General features: G+C 71.1%; 14 protein-coding genes. 9 read left to right on the top strand and 5 right to left on the bottom strand.

Features of this window, described 5'->3' with window-relative positions; all coding sequences use genetic code 11:
- Positions 1 to 44 precede the first annotated feature (44 nt).
- Positions 45 to 776 (bottom strand): TetR/AcrR family transcriptional regulator, encoded by a 732-nt coding sequence (locus OHA81_RS25325; protein WP_329199503.1) that lies wholly within the window; start codon positions 774 to 776, stop codon positions 45 to 47.
- A gap of 124 nt (positions 777 to 900) precedes the next feature.
- Here OHA81_RS25325 and OHA81_RS25330 point away from each other — a divergent pair, with 124 nt between their 5' ends.
- The gene (locus OHA81_RS25330; protein WP_329199505.1) at positions 901 to 2,310 is read left to right on the top strand and encodes an MFS transporter; all 1,410 of its coding nucleotides are present in this window, start codon (positions 901 to 903) and stop codon (positions 2,308 to 2,310) included.
- A gap of 474 nt (positions 2,311 to 2,784) precedes the next feature.
- Here OHA81_RS25330 and OHA81_RS25335 read toward each other — a convergent pair whose 3' ends face one another.
- From OHA81_RS25335 to OHA81_RS25345, 3 genes are all read right to left on the bottom strand, one after another.
- Entirely contained in the window at positions 2,785 to 4,242 is a 1,458-nt protein-coding gene (locus OHA81_RS25335; protein ID WP_329199506.1) for a catalase, read from the bottom strand.
- 217 nt (positions 4,243 to 4,459) lie between these two features.
- Positions 4,460 to 5,359 carry a 2-hydroxy-3-oxopropionate reductase gene (locus OHA81_RS25340; RefSeq protein ID WP_329199508.1) on the bottom strand — a complete coding sequence of 300 codons (900 nt, stop codon included), beginning with the start codon at positions 5,357 to 5,359 and terminating at the stop codon, positions 4,460 to 4,462.
- Between the two features lie 77 nt (positions 5,360 to 5,436).
- Positions 5,437 to 6,270: a TIM barrel protein gene (locus OHA81_RS25345; RefSeq protein WP_329199510.1), complete on the bottom strand. Its 834-nt coding sequence runs from the start codon at positions 6,268 to 6,270 to the stop codon at positions 5,437 to 5,439.
- 126 nt (positions 6,271 to 6,396) lie between these two features.
- Here OHA81_RS25345 and OHA81_RS25350 point away from each other — a divergent pair, with 126 nt between their 5' ends.
- From OHA81_RS25350 to OHA81_RS25380, 7 genes are all read left to right on the top strand, one after another.
- Positions 6,397 to 6,651, top strand: a complete 255-nt coding sequence (locus OHA81_RS25350; protein ID WP_329199512.1) for a thiamine-binding protein — start codon at positions 6,397 to 6,399, stop codon at positions 6,649 to 6,651.
- Positions 6,648 to 7,100, top strand: coding sequence for a helix-turn-helix domain-containing protein (locus tag OHA81_RS25355; protein WP_329199514.1), 453 nt, complete (start codon positions 6,648 to 6,650; stop codon positions 7,098 to 7,100). The genes OHA81_RS25350 and OHA81_RS25355 overlap by 4 nt, the downstream gene beginning before the upstream one ends.
- 156 nt (positions 7,101 to 7,256) lie before the next feature.
- Positions 7,257 to 7,769 (top strand): 2-oxo-4-hydroxy-4-carboxy-5-ureidoimidazoline decarboxylase, encoded by a 513-nt coding sequence (gene uraD, locus OHA81_RS25360; protein ID WP_329199516.1) that lies wholly within the window; start codon positions 7,257 to 7,259, stop codon positions 7,767 to 7,769.
- Positions 7,766 to 8,170, top strand: coding sequence for a hydroxyisourate hydrolase (gene uraH / locus OHA81_RS25365; RefSeq protein WP_329199518.1), 405 nt, complete (start codon positions 7,766 to 7,768; stop codon positions 8,168 to 8,170). The genes uraD and uraH overlap by 4 nt, the downstream gene beginning before the upstream one ends.
- A 5-nt stretch (positions 8,171 to 8,175) precedes the next feature.
- Entirely contained in the window at positions 8,176 to 9,099 is a 924-nt protein-coding gene (gene pucL / locus OHA81_RS25370; RefSeq protein ID WP_190186549.1) for a factor-independent urate hydroxylase, read from the top strand.
- Between the two features lie 189 nt (positions 9,100 to 9,288).
- A complete protein-coding gene (locus tag OHA81_RS25375) occupies positions 9,289 to 10,692 on the top strand; it encodes an 8-oxoguanine deaminase (RefSeq protein WP_329199522.1) in 1,404 nt (467 codons plus the stop codon).
- 459 nt (positions 10,693 to 11,151) lie between these two features.
- On the top strand, positions 11,152 to 12,543 hold the full coding sequence (locus OHA81_RS25380) for a nucleobase:cation symporter-2 family protein (RefSeq protein ID WP_329199523.1): 1,392 nt from the start codon (positions 11,152 to 11,154) through the stop codon (positions 12,541 to 12,543).
- Positions 12,544 to 12,662: 119 nt separating this feature from the next.
- On the opposite strand, the gene OHA81_RS25385 is transcribed toward OHA81_RS25380, so the two are convergent.
- On the bottom strand, positions 12,663 to 13,724 hold the full coding sequence (locus OHA81_RS25385) for an Lrp/AsnC family transcriptional regulator (protein WP_329199525.1): 1,062 nt from the start codon (positions 13,722 to 13,724) through the stop codon (positions 12,663 to 12,665).
- A gap of 126 nt (positions 13,725 to 13,850) precedes the next feature.
- Between OHA81_RS25385 and OHA81_RS25390 the strand changes: the two genes are divergently transcribed.
- On the top strand, positions 13,851 to 15,836 hold the full coding sequence (locus OHA81_RS25390; RefSeq protein ID WP_329199527.1) for an ATP-binding protein: 1,986 nt from the start codon (positions 13,851 to 13,853) through the stop codon (positions 15,834 to 15,836).
- The last annotated feature ends 79 nt before the right edge of the window (positions 15,837 to 15,915 follow it).

Below are 15,915 nucleotides of genomic sequence, written 5' to 3' on the forward strand. Positions count from 1 at the left end.
TTCCAGGGGCCGTTCGCCGTCCCGGTTCAGTTCGCCGTCCCGGTTCAGTTCCCGGCCCCGGCTCGGCCGAGGGCGAGACCGTCGATCAGTACCTCCACGCCGAGCGCGAGCCGTGCCGCGGCCGGACCGGCGGCCAACTCCGCGGCGCTCGCAGCGAGATGCGGATGGCGGGCCGGGTCGAGGCCGGCGAGCCGCTCCTCGAGGGAGACACGGGCGTGCCGGTGTTCCAGGGCCTCCTGCAAAGCGTCCGGTCCGCCGCCCGCCGGGGGAGCGGCGATGGCGACCTCGTAGGTGACCGCTCCGATGTACAGGGCGATCAGGTCGCAGCCCCAGGCGGCCCGTTGGCGTTCCACGCCCCCGACCAGCAGCAGACCGAGGATGCGGTCGAAGAGGCCGAGCCAGGCGGGCGTGGCGGGGATGGAGCCGAGCGAGACGCGCCCGATGCCGGGGTGGGCGTTGAGGGCGTGCACCACGTCGGTGATGAGGGTGGTCAGCCGGGTGCGCCAGTCCCCCGGGGGATCCGCCGGGAGCCCGGGCAGCGGCACGGTCGCGATCACCGCGTCGTGCATCAGCCGCAGCAGTTCCTCGCGCTGCGAGACGTAGACGTACAAGGACGCGGGGCCGGTGTCGAGTGCGGCCGCCACCTTCCGCATCGTCACCGCGTCCAGGCCCTCGCGGCGCAGCACGCCCAGGCCCGCGTCGATCACGGCGGCCATGCTCAGCGGGGGTTTGGCGGGGCGCGAGCGGGTGCTCTTGCGGCGGGGTGGCGTCTCCATGGCGACAGGCTAGCAGTTGACAGCGAACGCCGTTCGTTGCGAACGTTGTTCGTGACGAACAACGTTCGTTCTGCTGTGCCCGGCGTTCATCGCCGCTGATTCCACGCTCCGGGGGAGACCTGCCTTGTCCTACGCACACCACCCTTTTCCGCACCCGCACCCGCACCCGCACCCGCGCCGCTGGGCGGTCCTCTGCGTCGTCCTCCTCGCGGAAGTGATGGACCTTCTGGACGCCACCGTCACCGGCGTCGCCGCCCCCGTCATCGCCGCCGACCTCGGCGGCGGCCGGGCCGTGACCCAGTGGCTGCAAGCCGGCTACACGCTGCCCTTCGCCGCCCTGCTGATCACCGCCGGGCGGCTGGGGGACCGGTACGGGCGGCGGCGGCTCTTCCTGATCGGCGCCGCCGGTTTCACGGCCGCCTCCGCCCTGTGCGCCCTCGCCCCCGACCCCGGCACGCTGATCACCGCCCGGGCCGTCCAGGGCGCCTTCGGGGCCCTGCTGCTGCCGCAGGGCTTCGGCATCATCAAGGAGACCTTCCCCGAAGCCGAACTTCCCAAGGCCTTCGGTCTGTTCGGGCCGGTCATGGGCCTGTGCGCCGTCGCCGGCCCCGTGGTGGGCGGGCTGCTCGCCGGAGCGGACCTGTTCGGCTCCGGCTGGCGCCTGGTGTTCCTGGTCAACCTGCCGCTCGGCCTCCTCGCCCTGGCCGGTGCCGTGCGCTGGGTCCCGCGGGGCACGCCCGACGCCGGGCTGCGGCTCGACGTACCGAGCGTGCTGCTGGCCGGCGCGGCCTCCGCGGCCGTGGTGTTCCCGCTCGTCCAGGGACCGGAGCTCGGGTGGCCCCTGTGGTCCCTCCTCCTGCCGGCCGCGGGACCCGCCGGGTTCGTGGTCTTCGCGCGGATGCAGCGGCGTCGTCCCTCGCCGCTCATGGCGCCCGGCCTGCTGGCCAACCGCGGCTACACCTGCGGGATCGTCGTCGCCCTCGTTTTCTTCGCCTCGTTCACCGGCCTCATGCTGGTGCTCTCCCTCTTCCTCCAGGGCCCGCTCGGCCTTTCGCCGCAGGGAGCGGGGTACGCCCTCGCCCCCATGGCCCTCGGGATCGCCCTGTCGGCCGGCCCTGCCGGGTCCCTCGCGCAGCGGCACGGACGGGTGGTGATCCAGGGCGGGATCGTCGTCACCGCCCTCGGGCTCCTGGTGCTCGCCGGCTGCGCCGACGGGGCGGTGGACGGGTGGAGGCTGGTGCCGGGCACGCTGGTCACCGGCCTCGGCATGGGACTGGTGGTCCCGCCGCTGTTCGACGTCATCCTGGCCGGGGTGTCCCCGTCCGAGGTGGGGTCGGCCTCCGGAGTCCTGGACGCGGTACAGCAGTTGGCCGGTGCGGTCGGCGTCGCGCTGCTGGTCACCGTATGGACGGCCTTCACCGACCACGGCAGTACCCCGTCCACCGCCCTGTCCGCCACGGCGCTCGTGACCCTGGTCCTCCTCTTGGGCGCCCTTGCCGTCTCCGCCCGCCTTCCCCGGTACGTCCGCGCATGAGCAACCGCGCCCGGGCATGAGCAACCGCGCCCGCGCATGACAAACCGCGCCCGGGCATGAGCAACCGCGCCCGCGCATGACAAAGCGCCGAGTCACGGGACCGTCCGTGACTCGGCGCTTTGGGTGGTGACCGCCCGACGGTGCGAGGCTGGCGCGACAGGACGTTCGCGCCGCCGGGCGGAGTCGGGGCCCGTGTACGGGGGGCTCTGTGCGTAGCCCCCGTACACGAGTTGCCGGGACCGTGGCGGGCGGGCGACGAGAACTCCGGCATCGTCTCCCTCAGGTCAAGAGACGAGCCTCGGAACCCATTACCACCGCACTGGCTCGCACGCTCGCCACGGTCCTCACGCGGCGCCGGCCACAAGGGCCGGCGCTGTCCGCCCTCACCGCGCACCACCCCTCATCCGGGTACGCGGTTCGGGCTCAGCACCCGGAGCCTGACCTCCCGTCAGGCCCCCGGTACAACTGGGTGGCTCAGGCGTCGCGCAGGGCGCGGACGGCCTCCTCGACGCGGCGGCCGTAGTCGGCGTCCGCGGCGTGGAAGTGAGCCAGGTTCTTCTCGATGACGTCTTCGAGGGTGACCTGCGACAGGCCGCCGGCGATGTTCGCCACCAGACGCTGCTTCTCGGCCTCCGACATCAGGCGGTAGAGCTCACCGGCCTGGAAGAAGTCGTCGTCCTTGGTGTGGGCCGGGGCCTCGTGGGTGCCCGTGTAGCCGGAGACGGCCTTCGGGGCGCCGAGCGCGAGACCGGTCTCGGCCGGGCCCTGGTACGAGTTGGGCTCGTAGTTCTTGTCGTGGCGCGAGCCGTTGCGCAGCGCCATGACGCCGTCGCGGCCGTAGTTGTCGGCCTTCGTCGCCTTCGGGGCGTTGACCGGCAGCACGGTGTGGTTCACACCGAGGCGGTAGCGCTGGGCGTCGGCGTACGCGAACAGGCGGCCCTGGAGCATCTTGTCCGGCGAGGCGGTGATGCCCGGGACGAAGTTGTTCGGGGAGAACGCGGACTGCTCGACCTCGGCGAAGACGTTGTCCGGGTTGCGGTCGAGGACCAGACGGCCCACTCGCTGGAGCGGGTAGTCGGCGTGCGGCCACACCTTGGTGAGGTCGAACGGGTTGAAGCGGTAGTCCGCGGCCTCGGCGGCGGGCATGATCTGGACGTAGAGGGTCCAGCTCGGGTTCACACCGCGCTCGATGGCCTGGAGCAGGTCGGTCTGGTGCGAGTTGGCGTCCTTGCCGACGAGCTCGGCGGCCTGCTCGGAGGACAGGCAGCGGATGCCCTGGTTCGTCTTGAAGTGGTACTTGACGAAGAAGGCCTCGCCGTTCTCGTTCGTCCACTGGTAGGTGTGGGAGCCGTAACCGTTCATGTGGCGGTACGACGCGGGGATGCCGCGGTCACCCATCAGCCAGGTGATCTGGTGCGTCGCCTCGGGGGCGTGCGCCCAGAAGTCCCAGACGTTGTCCGGCTCCTGCTTGCCCGTGAAGGGGTCGCGCTTCTGGGAGTGGATGAAGTCGGGGAACTTGATCGGGTCCTTGATGAAGAACACCGGGGTGTTGTTGCCGACGAGGTCGTAGTTGCCCTCTTCGGTGTAGAACTTGAGCGCGAAGCCACGCGGGTCGCGGACGGCGTCCGCGCCACCGAGGGAGTCGGCGACGGTGGAGAACCGCAGGAAGGTCTCGGTCTTCTTGCCGACCGTGTTCAGGAAGGCGGCGCTGGTGTACGCGGTGACGTCGTCGGTCACCTCGAAGTAGCCGTACGCGGCCGAGCCGCGGGCGTGCACCACGCGCTCCGGGATGCGCTCACGGTTGAAGCGGGCGAGCTTCTCGAGGAGCTGCTGGTCCTGGATCAGGAGCGGGCCACCGACGCCGGCGGTGGCGGAGTTCTGGTTGTCGGCGACCGGGGCGCCGGACTCGGTCGTCAGCGTGCGCTTCGACATGGTGACCTTCCGTACGGGTAACTGCTGAGACGGAAGGCGTCTTCCGTCATGCGGAACAGCCTAATTTCGGCGTGAACACGACGTCAACAGTTTGTTGAAAGAAAGAGTGTGGAGGTGATCCGGACGGTGCCGGCGCCTGGGCGCGACAGGACAGGTGTCAGCACCGGCACCGTCCGAAACTCGTGTCTCCCCGGAGGGAGGGGGGCAGGTCCGGGGATCAGACCTGGGCGCCGGAGAGGCGCTCGACCGCGCGGAGCAGGGCCGAGTGGTCCAGCCCGCCGTCACCCTGGGCGCGCAGCGAGGCGACCAGCTGGGCGACGACCGCGCCGACCGGGAGGGCAGCACCGACGTTGCGGGCGGCGTCGGTGACGATGCCCATGTCCTTGTGGTGCAGGTCGATCCGGAAACCGGGCTTGAAGTCGCGGTTGAGGAAGTTGTCCTTCTTGCGGGTCAGGACCGTGGAGCCGGCCAGACCGCCGTTGAGGACGTCCAGGGCGGCCTGGAGGTTCACGCCCGACTTCTCGAGGAAGACGACGGCCTCGGCGCACGCCTGGATGTTCACCGCGACGATGAGCTGGTTGGCGGCCTTGACCGTCTGGCCGGAGCCGTGCGGGCCGCACAGGACGATGGTCTTGCCGAGCGTCTCCAGGATCGGCAGGGCCGCGTCGAAGTCGGCCTGCTCGCCACCCACCATGATCGACAGGACGGCCTCGATGGCGCCGGCCTCGCCGCCGGACACCGGGGCGTCGATGACGCGGATGCCCTTCTCGGCGGCGTTCTTCGCGAGGTCGACCGAGGTCTGCGGGGTGATCGACGACATGTCGATGATCAGCGCACCGGACTTGGCGTTCGCGAGGATGCCCTCGGGGCCGTAGTTGATGGCCTCGACCTGCGGGGAGGCGGGCACCATCGTGATGATCACGTCGGCGTCCTTGACGGCCTCGGCGATCGAGCCGGCGGCGGTGCCACCGGCGGCGGCCAGGCGCTCCAGCTTGTCCTGCTCCAGCGTGAAGCCGGTGACCGGGTATCCGGCCTTGATGAGGTTCTCGGACATGGGCGAGCCCATGATGCCGAGGCCGATCCAGGCGATCGACGGAAGCGCGGTGGAGGTGCTCATGATGGGGGGTCCTTCTCTTCAATGCTTCGTACGAAAAGTGCGGGAGGTGCCTGGCTGATCGCCCGGACTTCGTCCGCCTACTTGGCGGCGCGGGCCTCGGCCGGCAGCCACGCGAAGGACGCGGCGGCGTCCGCGGCCTTGTACTCCAGGCCTACGTAGCCCTCGTACCCGGCCTTCTTGAGCTGGTCGAGCAGCTCTTCGAGGGGCAGCTCGCCGGTGCCCGGGGCGCCGCGGCCCGGCTTGTCGGCGATCTGGACGTGCCCGGTCTTGGCGGCGTACTTTTCGATGACCTCGCCGAGGTCCTCGTCGTTCATCGCCAGGTGGTACAGGTCGAGCAGGAACTTGGCGTTCCCGAGGCCGGTGGCCTCGTTGACCTTGTCCACGACCGCGATGCCGGCCGGGGCGCTCACCAGCGGGTAGAGCGGCGACTCGGGCTTGTTGAGGGTCTCGATCAGCAGGACGGCGCCCACCCGGTCCGCGGCCTTGGCGGCCGTGACGAGGTTCTTGAGCGCCAGCTCGTCCTGGACCGCGGGGTCCACGCCCTCGACCCGGTTGCCGTAGAGGGCGTTCAGTGCCTTGCAGCCGACCGAGGCCGCGAAGTCGGCGGCCACGTTGATGTTGGCGTTGAAGCGGTCGGACTCCTCGCCGGGCACGGAGACCGCGCCGCGGTCCGGACCCGGCAACTGGCCGGCGTAGAAGTTCAGGCCCACCAGCTGGGTGCCCGCGTCCTCAAGAGCCTTCTTGAGGGCGTCGAGCTCCGCCTGGGCGGGAGTGGGGGTCTCGATCCAGGGCCACCACAGCTCGACCGCCGTGAAGCCCGCCGCGGCGGCAGCCGCGGGACGCTCCAGGAGCGGGAGTTCCGTGAAGAGGATCGAAAGGTTCACATCGAAGCGCTGGTCCGTGTATCCCATGAGGGGTGTGCGCTCCTTCCGTATTGCGGAAGTTAGTTTCTGCTTGATGGAAGACTGCATCGAGGTTTGCGTGGCTGTCAAGTGCGCACTGCCGAAAAGTCCCAGCTGCGGGGTAGCTTGGCCCGCGTGCGATTGAGAGTGGAGTTCACGACCGAGCCCTTCGATCTCGAAGAGGCCCCCGACCACGCCGTGGCCGCGCGCGAGGTCATCCAGAAGGCCCGCCTCGACGCGGTGGACGTCGGCCCGTTCGGCAACACCGCCGAAGGGGAGTCCGACGAGGTGCTGGGCGCCGTGGCCGCGCTGCTGCGCAATGCGCTGGAGGCCGGGGCCACGCGCGTGTCGCTCCAGGTCAATGTGATCGCGGAGGACACCACCCCATGACCGAGCCCCGTGACCACCCCTTCGTCACCGCCGTCAAGCCGCTGGTGGACGCGATGGGCGGAGAGCTGATGGACCCGGCCCAGGCGCAGCCCGACGACGTCGTGCTCAGCTGGGAGGGCCAGGAGCTGCTCGCCGTGCGCCTGCCCCAGCTCTCCGACTCGCTGGACCACATCCTGGCCGCGCTGGAGCGCCGGCACGGCGTACCGTTGGCCCAGCTCGACCGGAAGTCCAAGCAGGACGTGGTGCGCATACTGGAGGCGCGCGGCGCGTTCTCCGTGCGGCACGGCGTGGAGACGGTCGCGAGCGCCCTGGGCGTGAGCCGCTTCACCGTCTACAACTACTTGAACCGGGACTCCAGCCCCGCCAAGGGGTCCACCCCTCCCAAGGGCTCCAACCCTCCCAAGGGGTCCGGCCTCCCCGAGGGGGCGGAGAAGAACAGCCAATCGTGAACGACCGCTGACCCGCCGTGACGAGCCGCCGCCCCGATTCACCCGGGCGGCGGCTTTTGTGTACGGGAAGTTTCAACAAAGTGTTGACGGCGTGTTGTCGAGGGCGTTAGCTATGCGCAGCCCGTCAAAAGCAACAACAGGCCACGGAGGCCTACCGTGACTTCGAGTCCGACCCCGGGTCTCACCCGGTTCAACGCCTTGGACGACAGCGCGGCCACGGCCGTGCTGCACGAGGTGTGCGCCAGTTCGGCATGGGGGAGCAAGCTGCTCGCCCAGCGCCCCTTCCCCACCGTCGAGGCACTCTTCTCGGCCAACGAGTCCGCCATGGCGGAGCTCACCGCCGAGGACCTGGCCGAGGCGATGGCGGGACACGCGCCGATCGGCCGCCCGAAGCCGGGAGACCCGACCTCCGCCCGCGAACAGCGCGGCATGGCCGGCGCCTCGGAGGAGCTCCGGAGCGAGCTCCTCGAACTGAACCTGGCGTACCAGGAGAAGTTCGGCCACGTCTTCCTCATCTGCGCCACCGGTGCCACCGGTGAGTTCATGCGGGACGCGGTCAAAGTACGGATCGAGAACTCGCCGGAGCAGGAGCGGGAGACCGCCCGCGGCGAGCTCGTGAAGATCAACCGGATCCGTCTGACCCGGCTCGTGGAGGAAGAGAGCGCATGAGCACTGACACGACTGCTTCGGTGTCCACGCACATCCTGGACACCAGCATCGGCCGCCCCGCCGAGGGCGTCGCCATCTCCCTGTCGGCCCGCACGGGCCTCGACGGGGACTGGGCGGCCCTGGGCGGCTCCGCCACCGACGCGGACGGCCGCTGCAAGGACCTTCCGGCCCTGCCGGAGGGCACCACCCACGTGCGTCTCGACTTCGAGACCGAGACGTACTTCGCTGAAAAAGACCGTTCCAACAAGCAAGCCGAGGCGCAGCAGGACGCCCCCCGCGTAAGGGACAGCGGTGCGTTCTTCCCCGAGGTCACCATCACCTTCGCGGTGAACCCGGGCGAGCATTACCACGTACCGCTGCTGCTCAACCCGTTCGGCTACTCCGTTTACCGAGGGAGCTAGCAGACATGCCCACGATTCTCGGCCAGAACCAGTACGGCAAAGCAGAGAACCGCGTAGTCAAGATCACGCGGGACGGCGACACCCACCACATCAAGGACCTGAACGTCTCGGTCGCCCTCTCGGGCGACATGGACGACGTCCACTACTCCGGCTCGAACGCCAACTGCCTCCCGACGGACACCACCAAGAACACGGTGTACGCGTTCGCCAAGGAGCACGGCATCGAGTCCGCCGAGCAGTTCGGCATCCACCTGGCGCGCTGGTTCGTCAACAGCCAGGAGCCGATCCAGCGTGCGCGCATCCGGATCGAGGAGTACGCCTGGGACCGGATCCCCACCTCCGACGCCAACTCGAAGTTCATCGGGTCGGACGAGGTGAAGCACTCCTTCGTGCGCCAGGGCCAGGAGACCCGGGTCACTCAGGTCACCTACGACGGCACCAACTGGGAGGTCATCTCCGGCCTCAAGGACCTCGTCGTCATGAACTCCACGAACTCCGAGTTCTGGGGTTACGTGAAGGACAAGTACACGACCCTGAAGGAGGCCTACGACCGCATCCTGGCCACCCAGGTGTCGGCCCGCTGGCGCTTCAACTGGTCGGACGACGAGCAGCGGATGCCGAACTGGGAGAAGTCCTACGCCGAGACCCGCAAGCACATGCTCGAGGCCTTCGCGGAGACCTACTCCCTGTCGCTCCAGCAGACCCTGTACCAGATGGGTTCGCGCATCATCAACCACCGTTCGGAGATCGACGAGGTCCGCTTCTCGCTCCCGAACAAGCACCACTTCCTCGTCGACCTGGAGCCCTTCGGCCTCAAGAACGACAACGAGGTCTACTTCGCCGCGGACCGGCCGTACGGCCTGATCGAGGCGACGGTCCTGCGGGACGGCGTCGACGCCCGTATCCCCGTGGACATGACCAACCTCTGATGCGGGACGCGCGTCCCGGGGCTCCGCAGTGGCCCCGGGACGTCGCGACAGCTCCACGACTTCCCGAAACGGCACCCGGACGCGCCCCAGGGGGCGGCAGTACTGTCAGCTGTCACGGCCCCCGGCTCCGGCACTCAAACCACCTGGGCTTTGCCGGCCCGCACCGCCACTGAAAGCACGAGGAAGCCCATGGCAGCATCGGCAGCCCCTGACAGCGCCGCCACGCGCATCGTCATCGAGAACTGTGCGATCGCGACCGTCGACGCCCACGACACCGAGTACGCCTCGGGTCACATCGTCGTCGCCGGCAACAGGATCGAGTCCATCGGCGCGGGCAAGGCCCCCGAGAACCTCGAGAACGTCGTCCGCCGGATCGATGGCACCGGGCACCTCGTGACCCCCGGTCTGGTCAACACGCACCACCACTTCTACCAGTGGATCACGCGTGGTCTGGCCACCGACCACAACCTCTTCAACTGGCTCGTCGCGCTGTACCCGACCTGGGCGCGCATCGACGAGCAGATGGCCTACACGGCTGCCCAGGGCTCCCTGGCGATGATGGCCAAGGGCGGCGTCACCACCGCCATGGACCACCACTACGTCTTCCCCAAGGGCTCCGGCGACCTCTCCGGCGCGATCATCCGCGCCGCGTCCGAGATGGGCGTGCGCTTCACCCTCGCCCGCGGCTCGATGGACCGCAGCGAGAAGGACGGCGGCCTGCCCCCGGACCACGCCGTCGAGACCCTCGAAGGCGCGCTCGCCGACACCGAGGCGACCGTCAAGAAGCACCACGACCACTCCTTCGACGCGATGACCCAGGTCGCCGTCGCGCCGTGCTCCCCCTTCTCGGTCTCCACCGAACTGCTCAAGCAGGGCGCCGAGCTGGCCCGCCGTCTGGGCGTGCGCATGCACACCCACGGCAGCGAGACCGTCGAGGAAGACCAGTTCTGCAAGGAACTGTTCGGCATGGGCCCGACCGACTACTTCGAGTCGACGGGCTGGCTCGGCGAGGACGTGTGGATGGCGCACAGCGTCCACATGAACGACTCCGACATCGCCGCGTTCGCCCGCACCAAGACCGGTGTCGCGCACTGCCCGTCCTCCAACGCCCGCCTGGCCGCCGGCATCGCCCGCGTCCCGGACATGCTCGCCGCCGGCGTACCCGTCGGCCTCGGCGTGGACGGCACCGCCTCGAACGAGTCCGGCGAACTGCACACCGAGCTGCGCAACGCGCTGCTCATCAACCGCCTCAACCCGGTCCACCGCGAGCGCGCCCTGAACGCCCGCCAGGCCCTGCGCCTGGGTACGTACGGCGGCGCCCAGGTCCTCGGCCGCGCCGACAGCATCGGCTCGCTGGAGGCGGGCAAGCTCGCCGACCTGGTGATGTGGAACCTGGGCACGCTGGCCCACTCCTCCATCGCCGACCCGGTCATCGCGCTCGTCTTCGGCGCGGCCGCCCCGGTGACGCTCTCGCTGGTCAACGGCAAGCAGATCGTCGAGGACAACCGACTTCTCTTCGCCGACGAGGACGCGATCGCCGTGTCCACGCGGGAGGAGGCCCAGCGCCTGGCGCGCATCTGCGCACGGGCCTGATCCCCCCGGCCACCCACGCCGGTACCCCGCCCGGCCACCGCCGGGAGGTACCCCCAGAGTCCGGCCGGGGGGGACGGCCCCCGGCCGGGGGCCGCGGACCCGAGCGGGGTCCGCGGCAGCCGTTCCCGGGAAGCGCCCGACGAACCTTCCGAAGGCGCTCCCGGGCACGGTGAGCCGTAACGACGCACCGCGCCGGAACCCACCCCGCCTCCGCGCCCGCGCCACAGCACCACCCTCCACGGGAACGACTCGGGCGAATCGTTTCCGCATCTGTCAGGGGCAGGACAGCACCGCCACCACTCCCCGCACCGCTACCACTCCCCGCACCGCCCCGACTCCCGGCACCGCCACAACTCCCGGCACCGCCACAACTGAACACAGGCTCGACTCGCACAGCTTTCGCACCACCTCCCTGACACCCATGTCCCTGGCGACGTGTTCAACCGACCGGAGGAAGCCGTGGCAGCTACGCCCAGGTTTCGCAAAGATGCAGTCGTAGTACCGGAGGAGAAGCACCCGGTCGACGAGACCCTGCCCCCGCTGAAAATGTTCACGAGCGGTCTGCAGCACGTGGCCGCCATGTACGCGGGTGTCGTCGCGCCGCCGATGATCGTCGGCCCCGCCGTCGGTCTCTCCGCCACCGAGACCGCCTTCCTGATGGGCGCCTCGCTCTTCACCGCAGGACTCGCCACCCTCCTCCAGACCCTCGGCTTCTGGAAGATCGGCGCCAAACTCCCCTTCGTCAACGGGGTCTCCTTCGCCGGAGTCACCCCGATGATCGCCATCGGCAAGGGCGAAGGCGCGAACGCCATCCCCGTCATCTTCGGCGCGATCATCGTCGCCGGACTCGTCGGCTTCCTCGCCGCGCCCTACTTCGGCAAGCTCGTCCGCTTCTTCCCACCCGTCGTCACCGGTACGGTCATCACCCTGATCGGTGTCTCGCTGCTCCCCGTGGCCTTCAACTGGTCGCAGGGCGGCAACCGCACCGCCACCGACTACGGCTCGATGAAGAACATCGGCATGGCCGCCCTCACCCTGGTGATCGTGCTGTTGATGCGCAAGTTCCTGCGCGGGTTCCTCCAGCAGATATCCATCCTGCTCGGCCTCGTCGCCGGCACGCTGATCGCGATCCCGCTGCACATGACCAGCTTCGACGCCGTCCGCAACGCCGACATCGTCGGCTTCCCCACGCCGTTCCACTTCGGCGCCCCGCAGTTCCAGGTCGCCGCCATCATCTCGATGTGCATCGTGATGCTCGTCTGCATGACGGAGTCCACCGCCGACATCCTGGCCCTCGGCAGGATCGTGGGCCGGCCCGCGGACGCCAGGACCATCGAGGGCGGGCTGCGCGCCGACACCCTCGGCAGCGCGCTCAGCCCGCTGTTCAACGGCTTCATGTGCAGCGCCTTCGCGCAGAACATCGGCCTCGTCGCGATGACCAAGGTACGCAGCCGGTTCGTGGTCGCGGCCGGCGGCGGGATCCTGATCCTCCTGGGCCTGTGCCCGATGGCGGCCTCCGTCATCGGTGTGGTCCCGCTGCCGGTGCTGGGCGGTGCGGGCATCGTCCTGTTCGGCTCCGTCGCCGCCAGCGGCATCCAGACCCTCGCCGGCGCGGCCATGGAGAAGGGCGAGAACGCCCTGATCGTCGCGGCCTCGGTGGGCATCGGCCTGATCCCCATCGCGGCGCCCGGTTTCTACCACGCCTTCCCCAAGGACATGCTGGTCGTCCTCGACTCCGGCATCAGCACGGGGTGTGTGGTGGCGATCGTGCTGAACCTGGCCTTCAACCACCTCGGTGCCAAGAAGGAACCGGCCGCGGAAGCGGCAGCGGAACCGGCGTTCGTGCACTGACGGCAGGGCCGGCACGGTCGGGGCCGGGGGCTGGGGTACCGCGTGCGGCGGTGCGGACGTCACCCACTGCGGGTGTGGCGTCCGTACCGCCGCACGGCCGGTACCCCGGCCCGTGCGGTTCAAGCCGGCCCCTCCGGCGGTGGGAGCAGGTCCGCCCAGATGTCGGGCGTGACCGTCCGGATGCGCCGGCCGCGCTCGTCCAGTACCTGAGCCTCCGACTTGCGTACGTGCAGCGCCACCGCCGAGTCCGTGATCCGCATCCCCGGCAGCCGCCGGGACAGCTCCGAGGTGTAGCGGGACAGCCCTTCGACGGTGCGCAGCCGCGCGGTGATCATGAAGTTCCAGCGTCCGCTGACGGACATGCACGTCCGCGTCTCGCGCAGCCCCATGGCGGCCGCGGCACACTCGGCCACCTCGTACTCCGGTACCTCCGCCCACAGCGTCGCCGCCACCGGCCACCCCGACGACCCCGACGCCATCGCGCAGCTGTAGCGCAGGCCCTGTCCCGTCTCCAGCCGGCCCAGCCGCCGCCGTACGGTCGATTCGCTCATCCCGCACTCCCGGGCCAGCGAGGCCACGCTGCGCCGGGCGTCCGCGGCCAGCGCCAGGGCCAGCGGCCGGTCCTCCTCCGTCATGGCGGTGACGGCCGGCGCCACTGCCGGCGGCGAGGAGCGCCGGCTCCCTCCGGTCAGCGAACCGATCTGCGCCGGCGTCAGCTGGTCCAGGCGCCACCGGTCGGGGGCGTGGTGCACCGCCGTCACCATCGACGAGCGGGTGCCGGTCACGCCCGGGATCCGCTGCACCCGGAAGGACAGGTACCGGTACAGCGCGTGGAGGTCGGGCACGGCCACGAAGGCCAGCAGGTCCCGGCCGCCGGTGGTGTGCTCCAGCCCCAGGGAGTACGGATCGGACACCAAGGTCGCGCCGACGGCCGGCGAGTGCCCCGCCTCGCACATCACCTCCACCCACGCCATGCAGGGCGCCTTGGTGCCCGTACGCAGTCCGAGCCCCGATATCCAGGCCTCACCGGCGCCGGTGAGCCGCTCCCAGCGGCGCGCGAGGGTATCGGGGCGGGTGCCGAGCACCGGGGCCAGTCGCTCCCAGCTCGCACGGGGCGCGAGCTGGAGTGCGTGGACGAGCGCCCGGTCGGTGTCGTCGACGGCGGAAACGGCCGAATCCATGTCCTCCCCTTGGTGGATCTCCCGGTCAGCGGCCTGTCAACCGGGCTTTCGGCCGATCATCTCTCTTTGTGTTCCCAATCGGTGAACCAGCCGGTCGTGCGCAGCGCGGGCATCGCGGGAGGGCGTGTGGGGGATCCCGTTGCGGACGTGGGTCAGGCGGTGCCGGTCGAGCTGTCGAGCTTCGTCGGCCGCCGTCGGGAGCTGGCCCGCGCCGCCTCGCTGCTCGCCACCGAGCGCCTGGTCACCCTCACCGGCCCCGCGGGCGTCGGCAAGACCCGGCTCGCCGTGCGCGCGGTCCGCACCGTCACGGGCGCAGACGGCCTCGACACCGTCTGGGTGGACGTCTCCACCCTGCCCGGCTTCCGCCGGGTGGTGCTGGAGCACCGGCTGATCCACGGGCTCGCGGGGCGCGAGGTACTGCTGGTGCTCGACGGGTGCGAGCAGCTCGGCGAGGCCGCCGCCCCCCTGGTGGAGAACCTGCTGCGGTGGCTGCCCCGGGTGCGCGTGCTGGTCACCTCGCAGCGCCGGCTCGCGCTGCCCGCGGAGGCGGAACTCGCCGTGCGGCCGCTGCCGCTGCCGCCCGCCCCGCCCGATCCCGCCGCACCCCTGCCGGTCGACCGGATCACCGGGTTCGCTGCCGTGCGGCTGTACGAGGAGCGGGCGCGCGGCGCCGACCCCTTCTTCGAGCTGACCGAGGGCAACGCCGCCGCCGTGGCCGCCCTTTGCCGGGTGCTGGACGGGATTCCCGGCGCGCTGGAGCTCGCGGCGGGCCGCGCGCACCAGTACGCGCCCCTCCAGGCGTTGCAACGGCTGACCGGCGAACCCCTGGCCTTCCTCGCGGGCGGCGCCGGCCGGGCCACCCTGGTCGACGCCGAGCGCTCCCTGCGGCTCTCCTCGTCCGCCGAGCGGCTGCTGTGGGAGCGGCTCTCCGTCTTCGCCGGCCCCTTCGACGCGGCCGCCGTCGCCGAGGTCTGCGGCTTCGGGGAGCTCACCGCGGACACCGCCGCCGGGGCGCTCGCCCGGCTGGCCCCCGCCCTGCTGGCCGACGGTGAGCACCCGGGCCGGTACCGGCTGCCGCTCTCGGTGCGCGTGTACGCCGCCCGGCGCCTCGCGCACAGCCCGGACGGCGACGGGCACACCGCCGCCCTGCGCCACCACGAGCGCTGGCGCGGGCTCGCCCGGCGGGCCGCCGGGCTGTGGCGCGAGGGGGCGCAGATACAGGCGCGCGAGCTGGCCGTGCGGGAACTCGCGGAGCTGCGGGCCGCGATGAACCCGCTGTCCGCCGCGGGTCCGGGGGCCGCGCTGGAGGTCGCCGTCGACCTGTGGTTCCTGTGGGCGGCCTGCGGGCTGGTGGCCGAGGGCCGACGCCATCTGGAACGGGCCCTGGCCCTGCACCCCGCGCCCCGGCCGGCCCGGGCGCTGTGGCTGGCGGCCTGGCTGGTGGCGGAGTTCGGGGAGGCGGACACCTGCGACCCGCTGCTGGTGGAGGCCTGGAGCACCGCCGTACAGGAGGGCGAGGACGCCTGCCTGGCCTACCTCGCCCACGTGCGCGGCACGGTGGCGCTGTGGGAGGAACGGTACGAGGACGCTGCCGCCGAGTACGCCGAGGCACTGGAACTGCTGCCCGCCGAGCCCGGTTTCGGGCCCGGCCGGGAGGCGCTGCGGGCCGCCCGGACGCTGGCCCTCGCCCGTACCGGTCCCGCGGGCACACCGCCCGAGGAAGAGGAGGCGGCGGGCACGCCGCCCGCCCCGGCCGCCGACGCGTGGGCCCGCTCCTGGGAGCGGTACGCCCGGGCCGTCGCCGCGTCCCGCGCGGGCCGGCCGGTGCGGGCCCGTACCGAACTGCTGCGCGCCCTGGAGACCCAGCTCGCCCTGGACGACCGGCTGGGACAGTCCTTCTCGGCCGAGCTGCTGGCCGAACTGGAGGCCGCCGGGGGCCGCTACGAGCGCTCCGCGCTCCTGCTGGGCGCGGTGCGCCGCGCCCGCCCGGCAGTCGCACGTGCGCCGCGCGCCCTCGGGATCCTGCGCGACCGCATGCCCCCGGGGGCCCTCCGGGCCGCCTACGCCCAGGGCGCGCGGACCGCTCTGCGCGCCCTGCTGCCCGAATCGTGAGCCCCCGTTCGCACTGTCGTACTCCTTGCCGAACCCCGTCGGTGAACTGATCTGAGGCCCGGTCACATGGTGCACGCGG

Origin of the sequence: Streptomyces sp. NBC_00667 (assembly GCF_036226825.1) — a bacterium.
Classification (GTDB): domain Bacteria; phylum Actinomycetota; class Actinomycetes; order Streptomycetales; family Streptomycetaceae; genus Streptomyces.

What these genes read in the sequence shown, in the direction of transcription:
- pucL (WP_190186549.1), top strand. Translation starts at nt 8,176, where the DNA reads ATGCCCACGATTCTCGGCCAGAACCAGTACGGCAAAGCAGAGAACCGC.
- OHA81_RS25345 (WP_329199510.1), bottom strand. Translation starts at nt 6,270, where the DNA reads ATGGGATACACGGACCAGCGCTTCGATGTGAACCTTTCGATCCTCTTC.
- OHA81_RS25385 (WP_329199525.1), bottom strand. Translation starts at nt 13,724, where the DNA reads ATGGATTCGGCCGTTTCCGCCGTCGACGACACCGACCGGGCGCTCGTC.
- OHA81_RS25375 (WP_329199522.1), top strand. Translation starts at nt 9,289, where the DNA reads ATGGCAGCATCGGCAGCCCCTGACAGCGCCGCCACGCGCATCGTCATC.
- OHA81_RS25340 (WP_329199508.1), bottom strand. Translation starts at nt 5,359, where the DNA reads ATGAGCACCTCCACCGCGCTTCCGTCGATCGCCTGGATCGGCCTCGGC.
- OHA81_RS25355 (WP_329199514.1), top strand. Translation starts at nt 6,648, where the DNA reads ATGACCGAGCCCCGTGACCACCCCTTCGTCACCGCCGTCAAGCCGCTG.
- OHA81_RS25335 (WP_329199506.1), bottom strand. Translation starts at nt 4,242, where the DNA reads ATGTCGAAGCGCACGCTGACGACCGAGTCCGGCGCCCCGGTCGCCGAC.
- OHA81_RS25325 (WP_329199503.1), bottom strand. Translation starts at nt 776, where the DNA reads ATGGAGACGCCACCCCGCCGCAAGAGCACCCGCTCGCGCCCCGCCAAA.
- uraH (WP_329199518.1), top strand. Translation starts at nt 7,766, where the DNA reads ATGAGCACTGACACGACTGCTTCGGTGTCCACGCACATCCTGGACACC.